Origin of the sequence: Pseudomonas sp. F3-2 (genome assembly GCF_038804275.1) — a bacterium.
In the GTDB taxonomy this organism is placed as follows: Bacteria; Pseudomonadota; Gammaproteobacteria; order Pseudomonadales; family Pseudomonadaceae; genus Aquipseudomonas.
In genome coordinates this window covers 2,735,557-2,756,690 of the sequence record NZ_CP152388.1, presented here as the reverse complement: position 1 = coordinate 2,756,690, position 21,134 = coordinate 2,735,557, and the positions used below count along the sequence as shown (strand labels likewise).

At 61.7% G+C, this 21,134-nt stretch carries 19 protein-coding genes; 5 read left to right on the top strand and 14 right to left on the bottom strand.

Annotated features, from left to right (window positions below; all coding sequences use genetic code 11):
* Positions 1-167 precede the first annotated feature (167 nt).
* The 13 genes from AAGQ88_RS12720 to AAGQ88_RS12660 all read right to left on the bottom strand — a co-directional run bounded on the left by AAGQ88_RS12720 (position 168) and on the right by AAGQ88_RS12660 (position 13,773).
* Positions 168-2,561, bottom strand: a complete 2,394-nt coding sequence (locus AAGQ88_RS12720; protein ID WP_342655562.1) for a response regulator — start codon at positions 2,559-2,561, stop codon at positions 168-170.
* A 75-nt stretch (positions 2,562-2,636) separates the two neighbouring features.
* Positions 2,637-3,098 carry a response regulator gene (locus AAGQ88_RS12715; protein WP_285423908.1) on the bottom strand — a complete coding sequence of 154 codons (462 nt, stop codon included), beginning with the start codon at positions 3,096-3,098 and terminating at the stop codon, positions 2,637-2,639.
* Between the two features lie 19 nt (positions 3,099-3,117).
* Positions 3,118-5,373, bottom strand: a complete 2,256-nt coding sequence (locus tag AAGQ88_RS12710) for an ATP-binding protein (RefSeq protein ID WP_342655561.1) — start codon at positions 5,371-5,373, stop codon at positions 3,118-3,120.
* A 147-nt stretch (positions 5,374-5,520) separates the two neighbouring features.
* Entirely contained in the window at positions 5,521-7,473 is a 1,953-nt protein-coding gene (locus tag AAGQ88_RS12705) for a response regulator (RefSeq protein WP_285423910.1), read from the bottom strand.
* Positions 7,463-8,338 (bottom strand): ATP-binding protein, encoded by an 876-nt coding sequence (locus AAGQ88_RS12700; RefSeq protein ID WP_342655560.1) that lies wholly within the window; start codon positions 8,336-8,338, stop codon positions 7,463-7,465. The genes AAGQ88_RS12705 and AAGQ88_RS12700 overlap by 11 nt, the downstream gene beginning before the upstream one ends.
* A complete protein-coding gene (locus AAGQ88_RS12695) occupies positions 8,331-9,344 on the bottom strand; it encodes an ATP-binding protein (RefSeq protein ID WP_342655559.1) in 1,014 nt (337 codons plus the stop codon). Before AAGQ88_RS12695 ends, AAGQ88_RS12700 begins: the two co-directional genes overlap by 8 nt.
* Entirely contained in the window at positions 9,335-9,739 is a 405-nt protein-coding gene (locus AAGQ88_RS12690; protein ID WP_285423913.1) for an anti-sigma regulatory factor, read from the bottom strand. Before AAGQ88_RS12690 ends, AAGQ88_RS12695 begins: the two co-directional genes overlap by 10 nt.
* Complete coding sequence (locus AAGQ88_RS12685) at positions 9,736-10,098, bottom strand: STAS domain-containing protein (protein WP_037010489.1); 363 nt, start codon at positions 10,096-10,098, stop codon at positions 9,736-9,738. Before AAGQ88_RS12685 ends, AAGQ88_RS12690 begins: the two co-directional genes overlap by 4 nt.
* A gap of 4 nt (positions 10,099-10,102) precedes the next feature.
* The gene (locus AAGQ88_RS12680) at positions 10,103-10,954 is read right to left on the bottom strand and encodes an STAS domain-containing protein (RefSeq protein ID WP_342655558.1); all 852 of its coding nucleotides are present in this window, start codon (positions 10,952-10,954) and stop codon (positions 10,103-10,105) included.
* Positions 10,955-11,306: 352 nt separating this feature from the next.
* Positions 11,307-11,576 (bottom strand): DUF1652 domain-containing protein, encoded by a 270-nt coding sequence (locus AAGQ88_RS12675; RefSeq protein ID WP_342655557.1) that lies wholly within the window; start codon positions 11,574-11,576, stop codon positions 11,307-11,309.
* A 116-nt stretch (positions 11,577-11,692) separates the two neighbouring features.
* Entirely contained in the window at positions 11,693-12,220 is a 528-nt protein-coding gene (locus AAGQ88_RS12670; RefSeq protein ID WP_285424074.1) for a hypothetical protein, read from the bottom strand.
* Positions 12,221-12,324: 104 nt separating this feature from the next.
* On the bottom strand, positions 12,325-12,549 hold the full coding sequence (locus AAGQ88_RS12665; protein WP_285423916.1) for a hypothetical protein: 225 nt from the start codon (positions 12,547-12,549) through the stop codon (positions 12,325-12,327).
* Positions 12,550-12,651: 102 nt separating this feature from the next.
* Positions 12,652-13,773, bottom strand: a complete 1,122-nt coding sequence (locus AAGQ88_RS12660; protein WP_342655556.1) for a DUF1615 family protein — start codon at positions 13,771-13,773, stop codon at positions 12,652-12,654.
* Positions 13,774-14,361: 588 nt separating this feature from the next.
* Here AAGQ88_RS12660 and AAGQ88_RS12655 point away from each other — a divergent pair.
* From AAGQ88_RS12655 to AAGQ88_RS12635, 5 genes are all read left to right on the top strand, one after another.
* Positions 14,362-15,765: a sodium:solute symporter family protein gene (locus AAGQ88_RS12655; RefSeq protein ID WP_342655555.1), complete on the top strand. Its 1,404-nt coding sequence runs from the start codon at positions 14,362-14,364 to the stop codon at positions 15,763-15,765.
* Between the two features lie 66 nt (positions 15,766-15,831).
* The gene (locus AAGQ88_RS12650) at positions 15,832-16,785 is read left to right on the top strand and encodes a 2-hydroxyacid dehydrogenase (protein WP_342655554.1); all 954 of its coding nucleotides are present in this window, start codon (positions 15,832-15,834) and stop codon (positions 16,783-16,785) included.
* A gap of 211 nt (positions 16,786-16,996) precedes the next feature.
* On the top strand, positions 16,997-17,641 hold the full coding sequence (locus AAGQ88_RS12645) for an HAD-IA family hydrolase (RefSeq protein ID WP_285423922.1): 645 nt from the start codon (positions 16,997-16,999) through the stop codon (positions 17,639-17,641).
* A 149-nt stretch (positions 17,642-17,790) separates the two neighbouring features.
* Entirely contained in the window at positions 17,791-19,011 is a 1,221-nt protein-coding gene (locus AAGQ88_RS12640; RefSeq protein WP_342655553.1) for a putative DNA modification/repair radical SAM protein, read from the top strand.
* On the top strand, positions 19,008-19,877 hold the full coding sequence (locus AAGQ88_RS12635) for a TIGR03915 family putative DNA repair protein (RefSeq protein ID WP_342655552.1): 870 nt from the start codon (positions 19,008-19,010) through the stop codon (positions 19,875-19,877). Before AAGQ88_RS12640 ends, AAGQ88_RS12635 begins: the two co-directional genes overlap by 4 nt.
* Positions 19,878-19,888: 11 nt before the next feature.
* On the opposite strand, the gene AAGQ88_RS12630 is transcribed toward AAGQ88_RS12635, so the two are convergent.
* Entirely contained in the window at positions 19,889-20,929 is a 1,041-nt protein-coding gene (locus AAGQ88_RS12630) for a dienelactone hydrolase (RefSeq protein WP_285423924.1), read from the bottom strand.
* Positions 20,930-21,134: the final 205 nt, after the last annotated feature.

Sequence of the window (21,134 nt, the reverse complement as noted above, 5' to 3'; positions counted from 1 at the left end):
GTTTTGCGGCTGCTGCGCAGCCGATCGTCCGAGTGCGGCCCAGAGCAAGCGCGCTCCTACAGGGTTATGTTGGTATCGAGATACAGGCCACAAAACCTGTGGAAATGAGCTTGCTCGCGACGCCGAAACCGGCAGCCTATCGCCGAACGCGGTCGGCGAGGGGCTAATCAGGAAGCGACGCCCATGCCGTTTTTCATCAGCACGTTTGCCAGCTTGCGCGCGAGTTCTTCCTCTTTGTAGGGCTTCTGCACGATCAGCTGCTGGTCAACGTCAAGGATGTCGATGTCGGCGAACCCGGTGATGAACATCACCGGCAGTTCCGGGTAGTTGCGCCTGATGATTTCAGCGAGCTCAGCGCCCGTCATGTTCGGCATCGCAAAGTCGGTCAAAACCAGCTCGATGCCGGTGTCGATCTTCTTCAGCGCATCGTCGCCGCTTTCCGCCTCGACCACCGAATACCCCAACGAGCCGAGCATCATCGATGTCACCGAGCGCACATCCGGATCGTCGTCCACCAGCAGGATGGTTCGGTGCAAGTCGTCGGCATCGGCATGACCGGGCATGTCCGACACGCTGACCACCGGGGTGGCGGTCCGGGCGACGCTGGGCAGGTACACCCGGATCGTCGTGCCGGCGTTTTCGGCCGTGTCGATGCTCACCCCGCCACCCGACTGTTTGGCGAAGCCGAAGACCTGTGCAAGCCCCAGCCCCGATCCCTTGCCCACCGCCTTGGTGGTGAAGAACGGTTCGAACGCTTTTGCCAGCACTTCTTCGCTCATGCCGCAGCCCGAATCGCTGACCGACAGCACGACATACGCGCCCGGGTCCGGGTCCTCGGGCCGCTGCGGCAGGCGGTAGACCATCTCGTTCCAGGTGCTCAGGCGCAATTGCCCACCCTGCGCCATCGCGTCGCGGGCGTTGATCGCAAGGTTCAGGATGATCATCTCAGTCTGGGTCGGGTCGACCAGCGCGCTCCACAAGTCGTCGGCCAGCTGCGTCTCCACCCAGACACTGCCACCCAGCGCACGGCCGAGCAGCTCGCGCATCCCGGCGATGGTGTCATTGAGGTTCAGCGCCACCGGCTCCAGACGCTGACGCCGCGAGAACGACAGCAACTGGCTGGTCAGTTTGGCGCCGCGCTCACCGGCTTCCCGGATGTTCTGCAAGCGCTGCGGCGACTTGGTGAACACGCCCTTTTCGAGATCCCGGGACAGGAAGTTGGCGCTGGTGAGGATGACCGTCAGCAGGTTGTTGAAGTCATGGGCCACGCCTGCAGTGAGCTGGCCGACCACTTCAAGACGCTGCATCTGCTGCAACGCCGCTTCGACGCGCTCACGTTCCCGGATCTGGTCACGCAGCCGCTTGTTGGTCGCCGCCAACTCATCGACCACTGCCCGCTCGCTGGTGATGTCGCGCACTGCCGCGTACATCAACCCCTCGTCAGGAACGATGGTCCAGGACAACCAGCGGAAGCCGCCGTCGGCGTGGCGCATGCGATTGACGAAGCGCGTCGAGACGTTGCCCTTGGCGACGCTGGCGGTCTCGTGCAGGGTCGCATCCAGATCATCCGGGTGAATCAGCGCGCCCAGCGGCCGTTCGTTCAAATCACCTCGCGCCCAGCCCAGCGTCGCCTCCCAGGCAGGGTTGAGGGCGATTGGGGTCATGTCGAAACGCAGCACGCCGAGCAATTCGCGGGACAGCTCCCAGGTCCGGTCGCGCTCACGGGTACGCTGCACCACGCGTTCGCCGAGGATTTCATTGAGCTGATGCAGCGCCTGAGTGGCCTGTTTGCGCTCGCTGATGTCCTGCATGACACCCGTGAAGCGCACGCACTTGCCGTCCTCGAACAACGAACGACCATTGGAAAACACCCAGCGTTCGCTGTCGTCATCGGTCAGCAGGCGATGTTCGATCTGGTAGCCGGTGTCGGCCTCCAGTGCAGACCTGACCCGGCTTTGCAGCAGGTCGCGATCATCCGGATGACAGCGCGAGAACATGAAGGCCATGCTCACCTGAGTATCGGCCGCGACCCCATAAAGCGCTTTGCACCGCTCGTCCCAGAGCAGCGTGTCGGTGCGCGGGTCGTAGGTCCAGATGCCCATGTCCGCCGCCTCGATCGCCAGCTGCGCCCGCACTTCCGCGTCTTGCAGTGTCTGCTCGGCGTGCAGGCGTTTTTCCCGCTCGTGCACTTCGGACACGGCGCGCATGACGGCCTTGGGCAGCATCTTCATGTTCTGTTTGAGAACGTAGTCGATGGCGCCCATGCGCATCATCTCGACCGCATGCTGCTCGCCGAAAATGCCCGACAGGAAAATGAACGGGGTCTGAGGCGCGAGCCGTAACGCGCAGTTGAGGACCTCAGCACCGGAGGAACCGGGCAACAGGTAATCGCTGAGGATCAGATCGAAACGTGCGGCTGACAGCTCGCGCTCCACGTCCTGATGGTTATAGACCAGGGTGGCGTCGATTTTCAGCCCGCTGTTTTCCAGCGTGAGCAGGGTCAGTTCGGCGTCGTGCGAACTGTCTTCAACCAGGAGCAACTTGAGCAGCGATACGGGCATGAATAATCGTCGATTGTTTCGAAGGCCTGTGCCGCCAGCAGTGTGCATGACGACGCAGGCCGAAAGTCGTAAGGGTCAGGAGCCCGGACGGCGTGACAGTCGCAATGAACCTGGTGGCGGCTCGTTGAGTACGGCCCAGAAAATCCCCAGATCGGAGATTGCCGAGACGAATTCCTTGAATTCGACCGGTTTGACCACGTAAGCGTTCACTCCGAGGGCGTAGGCGCGTTGAAGATCCGGTTCCTCGCGGGACGACGTCAGCATGACCACTGGAATGCTGCGCAATTCATCCGTCTCGCGAATGACTTTGAGCACTTCCAGACCGTCGAGTTTCGGCAGTTTCAGGTCCAGCAACAACACCGCCGGATTGCCTGCGGCCCGGTCGTGGAACTGATTGCGCCGCAGCAGGTAATCCAGCGCTTCGGCGCCATCGCGCAGCACGATCACCTCGTTGGCCAACTGGCTACGCTCCAGCGCGACCAGTGTCAGTTCGAGGTCGTTCGGATTGTCTTCCACCAGAAGAATGGGTTTGAGCATTGGGCGTCTCCTCGGACACTCAAATGGTTACTGTCAGACTGCGCTTGGGAAGCGCAAAATAAAATGTGGCGCCCTGCCCCAGTTGGCTCTGCGCCCAGACCGAGCCGTCATGCCGCTCGATGATCCGGCGCACGCTGGCAAGGCCGATCCCCGTTCCTTCGAATTCCTCCATGCGATGCAAGCGCTGGAACACGCCAAACAGCTTGCCGGCGTAGTCCATGTCGAAGCCCACGCCGTTGTCGCGGATGTACACCACGACCTTGCCGTCTTCTTCATAGCTGCCGATTTCGATCACCGCAGCGCTTTGCGTGCGGCTGTATTTGATGGCGTTGGACAGCAGGTTGCGCATCGCCAGATGCAGAAACGCCGCGTCGGCGATCACCACCGGTAACGGTTCGGAGATGCGCCACTGCAGGTCACGACCTTCATAATCGGGGAGCATTTCCCGGCGGATTGCCTCGACCATGGCATTGAGGTCGACTTCCGAATAACGCATGGCCGAGCGCCCCATCTGCGAGAAGCTCAGCAGATTGTCCACCAGCGTGCCGGCGAAGCGCGCCGACTCACCGATGTTTTCCAGAAAGCGCACGCCGCGATCGGACAGTTTGCTGCCCTCGATGTCGCTGAGCAATTCAGCGTACCCGGCGATGTGCCGCAACGGCGCACGCAGGTCGTGAGAGACACTGTAGGAGAAGGCTTCGAGTTCCTTGTTGGACTTCTTCAGCTCTTCGGCCAGCGACGCCATCTCTTCGGCCTTGCGCAGGACGATGCCCAACACGGCCGCGCGCAGCTCGATGACGCCTTCGCAATCGAGCTCGTCCCATGGGCGCGAGAAGCCGCGAACGGTCTGCTGCCACATTTCGAAGCTGTTGCGCGGATTCAGCGCACCGGCCTCGCCCACGCTTTTATCCGGCTTGCCTGCCCACTTCACCACGCGGGTCTGCTCGGGGCGGAACCAGATGATGTAGTTCGAATGCAATTCGGAAATCGCCATCGCCAGCACGCCACTGACCGATGCGGCCAGCTCGGGCAATTGCGCGATGTCCCGGCCGACGTTATCGGACTGGAAAACCTCGTGGCTGCCACGCTGGCTGAGCCACTGCGTCAGCGCCTTGATCTGCTCGCGATCCGGCGTGTCGCCGTAGGTGTCGATGGTGGATTCAGAGATCACCGCCGCGCCGCTGGCTCCGACGAACGCCAGCAACACGTCTGGCATCGAACGCAACCCGCCCACCACGCTGTCCAGATCCGCCATCGCCGCGAGCATCTGCACGATCTGCCGACGCAGGCTGAGCATGCGTTGGGTCTTGACCTGCGCCTCCTTGGTCTCGATCTGCAGGGACAGCACGCTGCCCAGCAGTTCGCAGGCGGTACGGGTCTGGAAACTGACGGGCCTTGGCGAGGCATGGTGGCAGGAGATCAAGCCCCACAGCTGGCCGCGCACCACGATCGAGATCGACATCGATCCCAGCGTCTGCATGTTGCGCATGTATTGCAGGTGCACCGGGGAGACGCTGCGCAGGGTGGCGAAACTCAGGTCCAGTGGCGCGCCCGTCAGCGGATTGTTGACCGGCACCAGCGGCGAAGGCTGATAGTTGGCGTCTTCGATGACGCGGATACGGTTGGCGACATACAGCGCACGCGCCTGCCGGGGAATGTCGGCGGCCGGAAAGCTCAGGCCGAGGAAACTCGCATAGCCCTCATCGGCCACTTCAGCGTTGACCAGCCCGTTGCCGTCGGCATCGAACTGATAGGCTTTGACCCGACCGAAACCGGTGATGCGCTTGACCTCCGCCGCCGAGCGCTGGCACAGCGCCTCGATGGTTTCGTGCTCGTTCATCTGACTAATGAACCCGCGCATGAGCGGGTACACGTTGCCGTACGCCGAGCTCATGTCACTGGCCGGTTCGAATTCGGCAATCAGCACCTTGTCGTGACGGTGCACCATCATCGCCATCGGCAGGCCGGCCCGCGAACCTTCGAGGAAGCGCACGTCGCCCACGTGGAACGGGTTCTGGTCGTCCTCGGGCAGTGCCTGCAAACGTTTGAACAGCTGCTCGCAGTCGGCGAACACGGTGTTCAATGCCGCACCGATCAATGCCTGCGGGTCAAGGCCCAGCCAGCTCTGAACGTTGGCGCTGACCTGAACGACGCGCATCGCCGCCTCATCGATGACCAGCAGGAAACCCTGCGGCTGAATACTGCCGGGAATCTGAATCGGCTCTCGTGCGCAATTGTCGATCGCGCTCTGATGGAGTTCCTGGCTGAGGGTCAAAACTAGATCTCCTTCACCGCGCCTTTTCTGCGTCTTCAGGCATCAGCGGTGTGTGCCCAAGGGGCTGGCACTGAATGAATTGGCATATACGGTAACAAAAACAGGCGCGTACCAGTACACCCGGATGCGCGTTGGCGGGAGAAATTTCTAGTGAGCGGCTCCACCGTCGAGCATCGCCCGCACCTTGCACAGGAACTCGACCAGCTGGAAAGGCTTGATGATCATGTCCATCCCCTCGCCGAGAAAGTGCTGGCGGTTCAGGGCGTTTTCGGCGTAGCCGGTCATGAACAGCACAGGCAGTTCCGGGCGCCAGCCGCGCACCAGGCGGGCCATCTCGCGGCCATTCATCTGCGGCATGCCGACGTCGGTCAGCAACAGGTCGATCGACCGGTCCTGCTCCATGATCGACAGCGCGGTGTTGACGTCCGCGGCCTGCGTGCAGCGATACCCGGCATCGGTGAGCACTTCGTTGACGAACATGCGCACCGAGGCCGTGTCCTCGACGATCAGGATATGCTCCCCGGCGCCCAGCTCGGCCGCAATGGGCGCCAACTGCGGCGGCACGCTCTGCTCGATGGCGGCCGGCAGCATCAGGGTCACTTCGGTGCCATGGCCGACGACGCTGCGAATGTTCACGTCGCCGCCGGACTGACGGGCGAACCCGTAGATGGTCGACAGCCCAAGCCCGGTGCCTTCGCCAATCGGCTTGGTGGTGAAGAACGGATCGAACACCTTGTCGATCAGATGATGTTCGATGCCCACGCCGTCGTCGCGCACTGTGAGGGCGATGTAGGCGCCGTCTTCCATGCGCGAGTGGCCCTGGGAATACGCCTCGAACGTGCTGATCCAGATATTGCCGCCCTCAGGCAGTGCGTCGCGTGCGTTGATCACCAGGTTGAGCACGGCACTTTCCAGTTGCCCGGAATCGACCATCGCAATGGCGCTGCGCGAGGTCAGTTCGAGGGTCAGGCCGATACGCTTGCCGATGGTCCGGCTCAGCAGATCCTCCAGCGAGCGGACATGCTGATTGATGTCGGTGGGTCGGGTGTCCAGCGGCTGTTGGCGGGCGAACGCCAGTAACCGGTGAGTCAACGCCGAGGCGCTTCTGGCCGACGCCAGCGCGGCATCGGCATAGGTCAGGACTTTTTCCGGGCGGGCGTCTTCGGTGCGTTTCTTGATCAGCTCCAGCCCGGTGACGATGCCGGTCAGCAAGTTGTTGAAGTCGTGAGCGATGCCGCCGGTCAACTTGCCGATGGCGTCCATTTTCTGCGCCTGCAGCAGCTGTTCTTCGGTCCTGGCGCGCTCGGCGACTTCATGGGCCAGCCGACTGTTGACCGAATCGAGCTGACGCAGGTGCGACTGTTCGCGACGCCGATGCTCGGTGACGTCCTCGATGAACACCAGGCTCAGCCCGGTGGCGCGGTAAGGCGACACTTGCCACTCGGTTTCCCGCACATCGCCCTTGACGCGCATGCTCAGCGTGCCTTTCCAGCGTTCGCCAGCGGCCAGCGCCTCGCGAAGACCGTCGAGAATCGCTTCCTGATCCTCGCTGAAGCACTGCATCAGGCTGTCTTCTTCCGGGCCCTGGCTGATCAGTTGCGCGAACGCGTGGTTGCATTCGTGGACCGCAAGATCGCCGTCCATGACCGCGATCGGCGCGGAGACATTGACGAAAATCTCGCGAAACCGCTCCTCGCTTTCGCGTAATGCGAATTCGGTGTCGCGCACGCGCAGCAGTGTGCGCAGCGTTGCCAACAGCACGTCGGGATCGACCGGATGAACCAGATAGGCATCGGCGCCGGCTTCCAGCCCGGTAACGATGTCGCCGGTCTGAATCGATGCTGCCGAGACGTGCACCACCGGCAGCAGCGCGGTGCGCGGTTCGGTACGCAACTGGCGCACGATGTCGAAGCCGCTCATGTCCGGCAGATTGACGTCCAGGATCAACGCATCGGGAATCCGCGCCGCGATCAGCGCAAGCCCCTCGGTGCCTGTTCCCGCTTCCAGCACGATGAAACCCTGACGCTCCATGCGCCTTCGCAGCGCGTAGCGGGTTGCAGCGTTGTCATCGACGATCAGCAGCCGGGTCTCAGCTTTCATCAACCTGCTCCTGAGCCAGCGCCAGCGGGATGACCACGTAGAACGTCGAACCGACGCCAGGCTGACTCTCGACGCCCACGCGGCCGCCCAACAGTTCGCCGAAGCGCTTGCACAGTGACAGGCCCAGCCCGGTTCCGCGCAGGCGTTTCTGCAGCGGCGAATCGACCTGAATGAAGTCTTCGAACAACGCCCCGTGCAGTTCTTCCGGAATGCCGATGCCGGTGTCACTCACCGCAAATCTGACCGCCTGCTCGTTTTCCAGTCGCGCGGAAACCCGCACCTCCCCACGTTGGGTGAACTTCAGGGAGTTGGAAATGAAATTGCGCAGGATCTGCGCGAGCTTCTTGTCGTCGGTGTACAGCCTCGGCAGGCCGACCGGCTCTTCGAAAATCAGGTCCACGGCGGAGGTGTCGACGATGGGCCTGAACATGCCACGCAACGCCGAGAACAGGTCGAACATGTCGAACCAGGCGGGGGAAATGCTGATGCGCCCGGCTTCGATCTTGGCCAGATCCAGCAGGTCGTCGACCATGTCGCTCAGCTCGCGCGCCGCGGTGCTGACGAACGACACCTGCTTGTGCTGCTCAGGACTCAGCGGGCCGTCGAGTTCATCCGACAACAGGCTGGCGATGCTGAGGATCGAGCCCAGCGGCGTGCGGAATTCGTGGCTCATGTAAGACAGGAAACGGCTCTTCAGGTCCGAGGCCTGACGCAACTGATCGGCCTGCATGTCCAGTTCGGCATACAACGCCAGAACGCCCTGATTGGTTTCGTCCAGCTCGGCGCGCAGCGCGTCAGCCTCTTCACGCAGCCGTGAAAGCTCGGCTGACGCTTCGGGCGCGTTGCGGGCGGGGTTGTCAGTCATCGAGCGTCTCCAGAACCATCACCAATACCGTTACATCATCCTTGCCCCGACAGTAATCGCGGTGCAGCACTGCCGCGATAATCGCCGGGTGTCGGTACATCAGACCCGGATACTCGCGAAGATTCCAACGCGATTGCAGGCCATCGCTGTACATGATCAACAGCTGCCCCGCGCATTGAGGATAGTCCACCGCCGCCACTTTTCGGTATTGCAGACCGACGATGCCCGGATGCGACGGCAAGCCGCGCGGACGCTCCTCGCCGAGCAGCGTCGCGCCGATATTGCCGATACCGGTGAAGCGCAATTTGTCCGCCTCAGCGTCGAACTGCGCCAGTGCAACGGCGCCGCCGCGGCTGCCGCGCATGTCGTGGTGAATCTCGTCGAGCAGCACAGCGGGATCGGCGAACGGCTCCCGGTTGAATGCCCTGGCGCCCGCCATTGCCGCATCTTCGGCTTCAGGGCCGTGCCCCAGGCCGTCGATCATCAGCACGCTGACACGCTGACCGACAATGGCCACTTCCCACACATCGCCGCAGGCAGGATCGTCATGCAGCGAATGCTGGGTGATGCCCAGGCGCAGGTCATTGAAGTGCGCGGCGCGGGGATAGAACCGGGTGAGCAGGACGGTTCCGCGGTTGTCGGTGTGCACGTCGAACACCTGCGCCTGACGCAGTATCGAGCCCAGGCCGATACCTTGCGTCCCACGGGTCGAAAAGCCATCGGCCAGGCAATCCTGCAGATCGAAACCCTGGCCCCGGTCAATGGCAATGACTTCGACGCCCGGGGCTGAACCCGGCAGCGTACGCAAGTGCAGCTCGCCGTTGCTGGCATGCTTGAGAATATTGCTGGCGAGTTCGGTGACGACTAATGCCACGCGACCGGCGTCGGTGGCATCGAAACCCTGCTGCTCGGCCAGCTTTTGCGCGGTTCGCCGTGCGTGTCCTACCTGGCTGCTGTCTTCGATCGGCAATACAAGCGTCAGGCTGCTGTGCAGGTTCAAGTCCATTTACAGATCGTCACACGAGTGCCCGCGCCCGGCGCCGTGTCCAGTTCAAAGTCATCGACCAGGCGCTTGGCGCCGGTCAGACCCAGGCCCAGACCGCCGCCCGACGTCCAGCCATCGGTCATGGCCAGCTTGAGATCGGGAATGCCGGGACCTTCGTCGCGAAAGGTCAGGCGCAGGCCCGTGCGCGTGCCCTCCTCGACGATCTGCCAGTCCATGTCACCGCCGCCGCCGTAGACCATCGTGTTACGCGCCAGCTCGCTGACCGCTGTCACTAGCTTGGTCAGGTCGATCAGGCGCATGCCACAGTCTTGCGCCAGCTTGCGAGCCGTCTGCCGGGCAAGCACGACGTCCTGTTCGATCTGAATGCTCTGAGTGCCGCTGCTGCGCACGTTCATTGGGAATAGGCCCGCTCGCGCAGCAGTTTCATGCCGCGTTCGACGTTCAGCGCGGTGCTGACACCGGGCAGCGTCATGCCCAGTTCCACCAGGGTGATCGCCACCGCCGGCTGCATCCCGACCAATACGGTTTCGGCGTCCATGATCCGGGAAAGCCCCGATATCATGCCGATCATGCGCCCGATGAACGAGTCGACCATGTCCAGTGCGGAAATGTCGATCAGCACGCCGCGCGCCGAGGTCCGGCTGATGCGTTCGGACAGGTCGTCCTGCAGCGTCAGCGCCAGCTGGTCATGCATGTCGACCTGGATAGTGACCAGCAGAAAGTCACCCATCTGCAGAATAGGAATTCGCTCCATTGGCTCATACCGCCTTGGTGACGGTCACGCCCAGACGGCGCAAGGCCAGTGCAAGCGCATCGGCCAGGTTGGCTTTAGTGACCACGCCTTGCAGATCCAGGCCCAGATGGACGATGGTCTGGGCGATCTGTGGGCGCACGCCGCTGATGATGCAATCGGCACCCATCAGGCGGATTGCCGTCACGGTCTTGAGCAGGTGCTGAGCGACCAGGGTGTCGACGGTCGGCACGCCGGTGATGTCGATGATGGCGATTTCCGAGCCGGTGTCGACGATGCGCTGCAACAGCGACTCCATCACCACTTGGGTGCGCTGGGAGTCCAGGGTGCCGATCATCGGCAGAGCCAGCACGCCTTCCCACAGCTTCACCACCGGGGTGGACAGCTCCAGCAGCTCTTCCTGTTGGCGCTTGATCACCGCTTCACGGGATTTCTGATACGTGCGGATGGTGTGCATGCCGAGCACGTCCAGCAGTTGCGAGATTTCCCACAGCTGCTCGGCGAGCACCGCAGGCTGGTCGGCGTATTGCGCCTGCAACTGGGCAAACACCGGACCTTTGAGGGCAAAGATGAAGCTGGCGGTCTGCTGGGAGTCCTGACCCGCGATGGCGCGCTGGTGCGAAAGCTTCTCCAGGAACTGACGGATTTCATCCCACTCGGCGGTGGTGATGTTGTGCGTGCTGCGTTTTTCCAGCACGGAAATGAGCAGGCGCAGGAACTCGGCAGTCTGCTGACGGATGTCGTCCGCTTTGAGGTTGCGCGTTGCACCGCTCGCTTCCAGGTCCGCCTGCCAGTGAGACGCCAACTGCGACTCGGAGCGTCTGAGAGAGTCCACGGTGGTTTGTTGCAGTGCTGCCATGAGGTTGGCTCCTGAGGGTTGCGCGTCGATGGCTCTGATCGACAACTGCGGACCTACGAAAAAGTGCTGGGGATCCGATCTGGAGTCATCCCGATCGAGTTCTAACTTATTAAATGCAAAGCGCTTTTGCGTGCGCGAACAGGCGTGACGAAATACGCTGTCGCAGATTTGGTGTCAAGGTAACATCACCCGAGAGGAATGGTTCCATTATTCCTTTCGATCAACGCAACATTTTCAGGCCGTGGCGGCTATGACGCTGATGGCTGTTCGCGAGAACTATAGTCGGGGATCCAGTCGAGATTGAAAAAGCCCGCCGTCCTCGGCAGAACGGCGCTTCGTAGATCGGCAGGCGTCAGAGCGAGGCGGCGCTAGGGAAGGCGCGACTGCCGAATGGCGTGACGCAAGTGCGCAGGTCGTAACGCAACTCGGCAACCAGTTCAGCGACGGCGCGCACGGTCGTCAGGTTGGCGATGGACAGATCGTCGACCTGCATCGCCACAGCCCCGGTGCTCTGGTCGAAGATTTTCACCATCAATGCGCCGTTGGGTTTGACCGTGCACTCACAGGCCAACGGCAAAAAACTGCTTTCCAGCGTCCTGCGCAGTTCCGGGGTAAAGAGCATCGAACCACCTCCTTGTTGATCGAAATCGGCCACCCATCACGGTGTACAGACCGATGGCTGAGTGTAGATGCGCAGTGAACAGTCGGGACGGCCACACAATCAGGCTGTGCGCTGCGTCACAAAAGGCTGTCTGTCACCTGGGCGTAAATCGAGAACGCACCAAGCAGGAACCAGAACGCACTGAACAGCCAGGGTGTACGCATGGAGAACAGCAGCGACTTGCGATAGCCCTTCTCGCTTGACTCGTGCTCCGAAAACAATGGCGAATCGTCGTACGCCAGCCCCATGGCCGGCTGGCTGCGCAGCAACTGACTCTGCTTGAAGTGCCAGTGATCGATGATCTCATAGGCCGCGCGGATGCCGGGCCAGGCATGCATCGAGCTGATCAGCCCGAGCAAGGTCAGAAACGGCGGGACCACCAGGGTGAACAGTTTGCCCCACTCGGGGTTCAGGTTCGCCATCGATGACGCGAAGGCGATGACCAGAAACGATTGGGCTGACAGATAGGCGTTGGTGCGATTGGACAGGATGGCGGTTTCGTACTGGATTTCCTTGCGGTAGAAATCCAGCCGGTCTTTCGGCGAGCCGAACAACAGCGCATCAGCGGCCTGGCTGTCGGAAACGGGAGTACTGCTCGTGATGATGCTGGATGTAGGGGACTCGCCAATCAAAACCTGAAGCTCCTGAACGGTAAATAAGCAGCGCCGGACCGGATGTTATTCCCGGCCCGGCGCGATAGCGGTGCAACTCAACGCAGATCGTCCGACAGCGGTGTCGGCTGATCAGGCTTGGGCGCCTGCGCCGACGGTGGCTCGTTCCAGTCATCAGGCCGCTGCTCTTTTTGCTGTTCGTGCTCCCTGAGTTCCTCGCGGTAATCCTCGTCTTCAAGCGCGTCCGGATCCAGGTCGGCTTCGGCCGGTGACGATGGCGTAACCGGTGGAACATCGACAGGCATGGCAGGATCGACTGGCATAAGTACCTCCTCGGGACGAACCCGGAGCATCCGGGCGTTGCAGGTTTGAGGCACTTGAAGCGCAGGGGTGCCAAAAAATGGACGGACGGCGTCCAGATCCTTTTATTTCAGGGTTCCGGAGGCGCGCCCCATGCACCGCACCCGACGTTCCTCGACGCGCTGGGCGAACCAGGCGGTGGTCAATTTGCGAGTGATTTTCGGGCTCTCAAGCACGATTCCCGGCAGGATCGCCCGCGGCAGCGGCTTGCCAGCGGCCTTGTCGGCCAGCGCGAAGACCTTGCGATACAGCTCGGTCTCCTCGAACGCCAGCGTTTCACCCTTCTCCAACTGGCTGCGAATGGTCGGGTTGCGCATGTTCAACTGCTCATGGAGGCTGCGCACCGCCAGTTCCGTTTGTCCCAGCGACGGGCTGAAGCCGTAGCTGATCAGGTCGCCGTCCAGTGCCAGGCGCTTGCCCGAAAGCCGGGCCACCGCGCTTTGAAAGGCAGCGTTGCGACTGGCGTACCAGCCGGCATTGAAGTCGGCGAAGCGATAAAGCGGTTTGTCGTAACTCACCGGGTAGCCCAGCAAATGAGCGATGCCGAAGTACATCCCGCCGCGACGGCTGAACACTTCATGGCGGATCGAGCTTTCGACGGGGTATGGATATTCCTGTGCCTGATGCTCGGCGAATTCGATGCTGACCTGCATCGGCCCTGCGGTGTGCACCGGATTGAGGTTGCCGAACAGCGTGCGGCCCAACGGCACCAGCCCGATGAAATCGTCGAAAATCATGCTCAGGTCTTTTTCGGTGCGGGCCGCCGCCAGGCGCTGGTTGTAGGTCTTGCCACTGGATGAGCGAATGTCCAGCGCACTGCGCACGATCAGGTTGGGAATGTGCAGCTTGCTCGCCCGGCGATCGATCTCGTCCTGCGCGATCTTGCCCATGCCAGGCACCGCAGGGTCGACCTGAAAGTTGGACTCCTGCTCGGTCACGGCCAGCACCGAACACAGGTTTTCGACGGTGGGATTGATTTTCTGCGCTTCGAACGCTCGATAGATATCGGTGGCCCAGCCTTGGCGGTCGGGCACGCTGGCGGGCAACAACCGGACGATTTCGTTGCGTACCACCTCGGGCGCTGGCGGCGGCGCCTGATCGGGCCGCGAGCTGCAGCCCGCCAGCAGTGTGACCAGGATCAGGCTGATCGCGGCGGGAATGTGTCGGATGAATCCTTTCGCGGGCATGAATCCTCGCTGTTCGCTCAAGTGGGTGGCGGAATATGGACAGCGTGGCACGATGAGTGACTCATTTTCGGCGAAGTCGAGGACTGAGTCTGATACGGCGTGACAGCCCAGGCAGCCCGCAAAACGGACCGCCTCATCCGTTCCGCAGCGAGACTGACTGCCTCCGACAGCAGGATGAACGGCTTCAACAGCGTCGCCCTGATTCCTGTGCAGCGCTGCCGAGACACCTTCAATCACGATCAGCGGCCCTTGATTCGTCCTACTGGAAGAGTACGATTGCGTGATGTTGTACGATGACGTATAACAAATGCTTCGTATTGAGTTGCCTTTCAACATTCATCACGAGCCTCTAATAAAAATGAAAAGACACACACTCCCCCGCGCTGTACATGCCTTTGCCTCAACCCCTCCCGATTTTCCAGCCGCTTTGAGACACCTTCGCACGACGAGATCGTGATGCCTGGCAGCCTATTCCTGTGCCTCGCCACTGTCTGATCTCAAACGTCGTCTGACAACTCAGTCCCACGTTCGGGCCTTCGCGCTCGCGCCACCATTTCACGCACCCTGCCATCAGGGGACGGAGAGACCATGGACCCAAGAATAACAATCATCCTTTGCCTGACCGCCGGCTACTTCATCGTCATGTCCTACATCGGCTACAGCGTGCGCAAACACGCCAAAAGCAGCGATGGCTTCACCGGCGGCGGACGCAGTTTTCCTCCCTTTCTGATCGGCGCCCTGCTGCTGTCGGAGTTCATCGGCAGTTCGGTCAGCATCGGCACCGCACAGAAAGGTTTCGAAGCCGGAATCTCCGCGGCCTGGAACCTGGTGGCGCTGTCGTTGGGCTTCCTGTTGCTCGCTCTGGTGCTGGCCAAGAAATACCGCGACACCGGCCTCAACACCATTTCCGGGATCCTGGCGCAGAACTACGGCCAAGGCACCCGCTACGCCGCATCGGTGCTCACCATCTGCGCGCTGAGCATCGTTTCGGTGGCTTTATACGCCAGCGGCGGCGCGGTCCTCGCAGCCGTACTCAATATCGACAAGACCCTGGCGATCCTGCTGGTCGGCGTCATCACGGTCTTTTACGTCAGCGTCGGCGGCATGCGCTCGGTGGTCTACACCAACTTCGTGCACGCGGTGATCAAGTACATCGGCATCGTCCTGGCCCTTGCTTTCGCGCTCAACGCCAGCGGCGGCATCGGGGCACTGCAAGCAAAACTTCCGGCAACCATGTTCGACTTCACGGGCGTGGGCTGGGGCCAGATCTTCGCGTGGATGATCGGCGGCGTCGGCTCGATCTTCGCGACCCAATATGTGATTCAGGCGCTGGTCAGCACCAAGGACGAGAAAACCGCCAAGCGCGCCTGCTTCTATGTGTGCTCGCTGATGATTCCATTTGGCATCATGGCCGCTGGCATCGGCATGTGCAGCGCCTACCTGTATCCGGGAATCAAATCCATTGACGCCTTCCCTGCCCTGATCGCCCACATGCCGACCTTCTCGGCCAGCCTTGTGGTGATCGGCCTGGCCGGCGCGCTGTTCGGCGGCATCTCGGCTAACACCCTCGCGTCTGCCACCCTGGCGATGAAAGACTTCTACGACCCCTTCTTCAACAAGGAAAAGAGCGATCAGAAATCGGTGATTTTCATCCGCCTGGCGATCGTGGTGATCGGCTTCCTGCCGCTGATCCTGGCGCTGTACGCTGACAAGATCCTGCTGATCGCTTTCCTCGGCAAAGCCTTGCGCGCCACCCTCGCGGTGATCGTGCTGATGTGCTTCTACGCGCCGAAATTCGGCACCGGACGCGGCGCGCTGGCGGGCGTGATCCTGTCGGTGATCTCGACGATCGGCTGGTTCCTGGCCGGCAACCCTTACGGCATCGACAGTTCGTACTTCGCCCTGTTCGCGCCACTGCTGACCATGGCCATCGCCGAGCTGCTCAAGTCGGGCCGCTCCGAGGCGCAACCTGTGTTAAACAAGAACGGCTGAAAACGCCATTCGCACATGCAATCAGGCTGCGGCCGGTAGACGGAGCCGCAGCGCAAGGAGGAAACAATGAGCGACAAGAAAGCCGATGTCCTGGTCTGGGGCCCGATGCATGCGGCATTGACGCAAAATCTGGATCGCGATTTCACGGTGCACAACCGCTGGGAGATCAAGGATCTCGACGCCTGGGCGGCCGAGCATGGCGATAAGGTGCGCGGCGTGATCACCAGCGGTGTGTACGGAACCGACAACGCGATCCTGGACCGCTTACCCCATCTGCAAGTGGTCAACAGCTTCGGCGTGGGCTACGACGCCGTCGACACCGACTATCTGGCGCGCCGCGGCATTCAGTTGAGCAACACGCCGGACGTGCTGAACAACGCCGTCGCCGAAACCGCCATGGCGCTGATGCTGTGCGTGTCGCGGCGCATCAGCGAAGCCGAACGTTTCGTGCGGGCGGGCAAATGGCCGACCGGCAAGTTCCCGCTGGGCAATGACCTGTGCGGCAAGACCTGCGGCATCGTCGGCCTGGGCAAGATCGGCAAGACCATCGCCAAGCGCGCGGCAGCGTTCGAGATGAACATCGCCTACTACCGCCGCGGCGAAGCGTATCCCGACGTTTCCTACACCCATTATGCCGACCTGCAAGCGCTGGCGAAGGCGTCGGACTATCTCATCGTGATCGTGCCGGGCGGCCCGGACACCCAGCATCTGATCAACCGCGACGTTCTCAAGGCGCTCGGCCCGTCGTCCTACCTGATCAACGTCGCACGGGGTTCGGTGGTCGATGAGCAGGCGTTGGTGGCGTCGCTGCTGGAGTCGGAAATCGCCGGCGCGGGCCTGGACGTGTTCGAAGACGAACCGAACGTGCCCGCCGAACTGCTCTCGCTGGACAGCGTGGTGCTGACCCCGCACATCGGTTCGGGCACTTACGAAACACGCCAGGCCATGGCTGATCTGGTGTTTGCCAACATCAGCGCCTTCTTCGCCGATGGCTCGCTGGTGACACCCGTTTCGCTGTAAGCCACCTTGCAACGAGTCTGACTGTCGACGGCAACGGTGCGCGCATCGTTGCCGTTCGGCAGACCGACTGGATTTCACATTGGTCAGTCGCGTTCATGACGGCCTTTTGTCACACGACCGCAGGTCAGTCTTCACACCCCTTTCTCAACTTTTCTGGATAATGCCGGTCCAACCGCCCCGAACACGATCACGCTTCACGGGAGAGCCCTGTTTGAATATTGCCGGCGTCATTTTCGACTGCGACGGAACCCTGGTGGACAGCGAACGCCTCGCGGCCGGGCTTCTGCGCGACATTCTGCTGGAGCATGAAGTCTCCCTGACCCTGGACGAAGTGCTGCAACGCTTTCGTGGCGTGCAGTTCGCGTTGTGCATGGAAGGCCTGTGCCGCGATTATCCGTGGCTGCCCAACATCGAAATCGTCAACGCCTTCCGCGCCCGCACCCTGCCGCTGCTGCAGGACCAACTCGAAGAGATGCCGGGCGCCGTGGATTTCGTGCGCGGACTGACGCTGCCCAAGTGCGTGGCCTCCAACGGTCCGCGCAGTAAAATTGAAACCTGCTTGAGCACCGTGGGCCTGCTGGACGTGTTCCATGGCTTGATCGTCAGTGCTTACGAGGTCGAGGCGTGGAAGCCCTCGCCCGTTCTCATCGAGCACGCCGCCGGACTGCTCGGGCTCTGCGCGGCGGAGTGCCTGCTGGTGGAAGACAGCATTCCGGGCGTACAGGCCGGGCTGGGCGCGGGCGCACAGGTGGCAGGTTATGGCGACACCGACTTTTCGGCGTTTCTCGATCACGCCAACTTTCATCCCGTGAAGGATTTCGGTGAGCTGAAGGATCTGGTGCAGCGCATCAGTTGAGCACCTGACCGGGCTGATCGCCGGATCTTCTTGGTTCCGGTCGTCATTCCGCGCATCTGGCATGACCGCGCGCGAACTTCCACTCATACGGCGCTTGTTCGCCGCCCCGGAACTCGATACTGTACATAAAAACAGTATCGAGAAAATCCATGCAGCTGATCGACAAGCTGAGCATCCTCGCCGACGCGGCCAAGTATGACGCCTCCTGCGCCAGCAGCGCAGCGCCTAAACGCAGCTCCGAGGGCAAGTCCGGCATCGGCTCGAGCAACGGCATGGGCATCTGCCACAGTTACACGCCGGACGGCCGCTGCGTGTCGTTACTGAAAATCCTGCTCACCAACTTCTGTCTGTACGACTGCCAATATTGCGTCAACCGACGCTCCAGCGATGTGCCGCGAGCGCGTTTCAGTCCTGAAGAAGTGGTCACGCTGACCCTGGATTTCTACCGCCGAAACTGCGTCAGCGGGCTTTTCCTGAGCTCCGGCATCATCCGTTCGGCTGACTACACCATGGAACAATTGGTGCGCGTCGCCCGATTGCTGCGCGAAGAGCACGAATTTCGCGGCTACATTCACCTCAAGACCATTCCCGAAGCCGACCCGGCGCTCATCGAGGAAGCCGGCCGATACGCCGACCGGCTCAGCGTCAATATCGAACTGCCCACTCAGGCTGGCTTGCAGACCCTGGCCCCCGAGAAGGAAATGGGTTCGATCAGACAGGCCATGCAAACCATCTACACCGGTCAGCAGACCATTCTCAATGAGCCGAAAGCGCCGCGCTTCACCCCTGCCGGGCAAAGTACGCAGATGATCGTCGGCGCCGATGCCACCGACGACAGCACGCTGTTGCACACTGCCGAGTCGCTGTACGGCGACTTTCGCCTGAAGCGGGTTTACTACTCGGCGTTCAGCCCCATTCCCAATAGTCCGAAAAGCGTGCCACTCGCCGCCCCGCCGCTGCTGCGCGAGCATCGCCTGTATCAGGCAGACTTTCTCCTGCGCGGGTATGGCTATCGCGCAACCGAACTGCTTCAAGGTCCTGGCGATCTGGCGCTGGACATCGATCCGAAACTGGCCTGGGCGCTGGAGCATCGAGAGGTTTTCCCGCTGGACCTCAATCGCGCGGAACCGGCAATGATCGCGCGCATTCCGGGGATCGGCATCCGCACCACCAAACGCCTGATCGAACTGCGCCGTCAGCGGCGCATTCGTTATGAAGACCTGACGCGCCTGCGCTGCGTGCTGGCCAAGGCTCGCCCGTTCATCATCACCAGCGACTACCACCCGCGTCAGGCAGAGACTTCCAGCGTGGCTCTGCGCGAACAGTTGCGCGACCGTCCGCAACCTCAGCAAATGGCGCTCTGGGCATGATCATTCTCGATTGCGAGGACCGCTTCGACACCTGGCGTCAGCAGGCGCGCTGGTTGCTCAGTCATCAGATCGATCCGGATCAGGTCAGTTGGAGCGTGGCGCAGGATGCCGATCTGTTCGCCAGCGACACGCATTATCCCGAGCAAGCCGGACCGTTTCAGGCGCGCATTCCCCTGGCGCTGCTGGAGCTGCTGCAGAACGCCGGGCAATATTGCGGCGATCAGCGCTGGAGCTTGCTGTATGAAGTGCTCTGGCGCGTCAGTCACGGTGACCGCACCGCGATGCTGGCGGGTGACAAACTCGGCAGCGAGTTGCATCGACGGCTCAAGCAAGTCAGCCGTGAAGCGCATCATCTTCATGCGTTTCTGCGTTTCGTCGCCCTGCCCGTCAGCGAGGAAGCCGAAGACCTGGCGGCGAAGGCGGCATTGCTGGAAATGGAGACGCTGCCCGAATACGTCGCGTGGCATGAACCGGCCCACGACATTCTGCGCAGCGCCAGCGAACACTTCATCGGCCGCATGGGCCGGCACCGCTGGATGATCGCGACGCCCAAAGACGGTGTCTTCTACGACGGGCAGCAGCTGATCCATCAGCGTGAGTGCCCGCCGGCCTGGCAAGCGCTGGCGCGTAACGCCGACGACCCGCACGGGCAACTGTGGCTGACGTATTACAGCCACATCTTCAACCCTGCGCGACTCAATCCCAAAGTCATGCAAGGCCATCTGCCAACACGGTTCTGGAAAAACCTGCCCGAAGGTCCGTTGATCCCGGCGCTTATCAGTGAAGCGCGCACCGGCAAGCAACGGGACGGTCAGGCAAAGCAGATCGGTGAGCGACGCGGCAAGGTGATCAAGGGCAACGTCTAGCGTTCAGGCGCTTATTGTTGATGCACCGCCGTCTGCATGCCCGCCGTGCTCATCGGCGCGCCGAGCGTGCTGCCGAAGAACTCCACGGCCTCGGCACTGAGGTTGCGGTGAATGTCCTCGCGGTCGACGCCCAGCGCATCGGTGCACAAACCCGGCTGAGTGGCACGCTGTTCGTCATCGCACGGCGCCATGAAGACAAAATGCCCGGCCCCGGCCAGTAATTTGAAATCCGAAACTTCGGGCAGCTTGCGCGCCAGCGCTTCTGCGTTCTTGTCGATTGCCAGCAATTCATCGCCATCGCCGCTGTACAGCAACACCGGCACATGCACGTCGGACAGCGTGTGACGACCGAACATCAGCCCCAGCGGCGCCATCAGCATCAGCGCGCCGACGCGAGGATCGGCCTGAGCGTGCAGGTCATCGCGATCGGCGAGCAGCTCACCTTGGGTTTTGCAGGCATCCCGGTCCTGCGGACGTTCCATGCAGTAATGGCGTAACCGCTGCAGATCAGGCTGAGCGCCCGCGAGGATCAACGCGGTCTCGCCACCCGCCGAATAACCGATGACGCCGACACGGCGTGCGCTGATGTAAGGCGACAGCATGGGATCGAGCAGCGCCGCGCTGATCGCTTCGGAAATCTGCAGCGGTCGGCCGTAGAGATTGCTCAGGCTGCCCAGTCGGCTGTGATCGAGGTAGTTGTCACCGGGGTGAAACACCGCCACCACGACAAACCCCTTGCGCGCCAGCGACGTCGCCAGATCATGCTGGGCCAGCGGCGTGCCGGTATTGCCATGGGAAAGCATCAGCAGCGGAAAACGGCCCATGGCGATGCGGGCGTCTTCGGTGGCTTCAATCGGATACCCCTGAACGCGGGTCACGTGTTCTTCGTCGGTCGACGGGTAAAAAGCGAAGGCATGCATGGGCCGGGAATCCAGCGGATCCAGAAAGGTCAGCTCGTGGAAGCCCACGCTCCACGCATCCGACTCGGCGGCCTGCACCGAAATCATGCCGCTCAACAGGCTGATCATCATCACTGCACAAAGACGCATCATTGCAATGCCCCTCACCTTATCAATCCGTGCTTGTCGAATCAGACGCAGCGGGTCTGAGTTCCTTATAAAACGATGTCTGTGGCTATCTGACCGACCGGCATCGATAACATTCAGAAACGTTCTTAGATCAATCGTGCACAAGGCGGGCCAAGCTCAGAAAAAAGGGCGTAGTAGCCGTGCTGGTTACCGCGCCGGCCGAGTCAGC

Bases quoted from the DNA above. Each gene is read 5' to 3' on its own strand.
- AAGQ88_RS12720 (WP_342655562.1), bottom strand. From the start codon at position 2,561: ATGCCCGTATCGCTGCTCAAGTTGCTCCTGGTTGAAGACAGTTCGCAC.
- AAGQ88_RS12715 (WP_285423908.1), bottom strand. From the start codon at position 3,098: ATGCTCAAACCCATTCTTCTGGTGGAAGACAATCCGAACGACCTCGAA.
- AAGQ88_RS12705 (WP_285423910.1), bottom strand. From the start codon at position 7,473: ATGAAAGCTGAGACCCGGCTGCTGATCGTCGATGACAACGCTGCAACC.
- AAGQ88_RS12700 (WP_342655560.1), bottom strand. From the start codon at position 8,338: ATGACTGACAACCCCGCCCGCAACGCGCCCGAAGCGTCAGCCGAGCTT.
- AAGQ88_RS12695 (WP_342655559.1), bottom strand. From the start codon at position 9,344: ATGGACTTGAACCTGCACAGCAGCCTGACGCTTGTATTGCCGATCGAA.
- AAGQ88_RS12690 (WP_285423913.1), bottom strand. From the start codon at position 9,739: ATGAACGTGCGCAGCAGCGGCACTCAGAGCATTCAGATCGAACAGGAC.
- AAGQ88_RS12685 (WP_037010489.1), bottom strand. From the start codon at position 10,098: ATGGAGCGAATTCCTATTCTGCAGATGGGTGACTTTCTGCTGGTCACT.
- AAGQ88_RS12680 (WP_342655558.1), bottom strand. From the start codon at position 10,954: ATGGCAGCACTGCAACAAACCACCGTGGACTCTCTCAGACGCTCCGAG.
- AAGQ88_RS12675 (WP_342655557.1), bottom strand. From the start codon at position 11,576: ATGCTCTTTACCCCGGAACTGCGCAGGACGCTGGAAAGCAGTTTTTTG.
- AAGQ88_RS12665 (WP_285423916.1), bottom strand. From the start codon at position 12,549: ATGCCAGTCGATCCTGCCATGCCTGTCGATGTTCCACCGGTTACGCCA.
- AAGQ88_RS12660 (WP_342655556.1), bottom strand. From the start codon at position 13,773: ATGCCCGCGAAAGGATTCATCCGACACATTCCCGCCGCGATCAGCCTG.
- AAGQ88_RS12655 (WP_342655555.1), top strand. From the start codon at position 14,362: ATGGACCCAAGAATAACAATCATCCTTTGCCTGACCGCCGGCTACTTC.
- AAGQ88_RS12650 (WP_342655554.1), top strand. From the start codon at position 15,832: ATGAGCGACAAGAAAGCCGATGTCCTGGTCTGGGGCCCGATGCATGCG.
- AAGQ88_RS12640 (WP_342655553.1), top strand. From the start codon at position 17,791: ATGCAGCTGATCGACAAGCTGAGCATCCTCGCCGACGCGGCCAAGTAT.
- AAGQ88_RS12635 (WP_342655552.1), top strand. From the start codon at position 19,008: ATGATCATTCTCGATTGCGAGGACCGCTTCGACACCTGGCGTCAGCAG.
- AAGQ88_RS12630 (WP_285423924.1), bottom strand. From the start codon at position 20,929: ATGATGCGTCTTTGTGCAGTGATGATGATCAGCCTGTTGAGCGGCATG.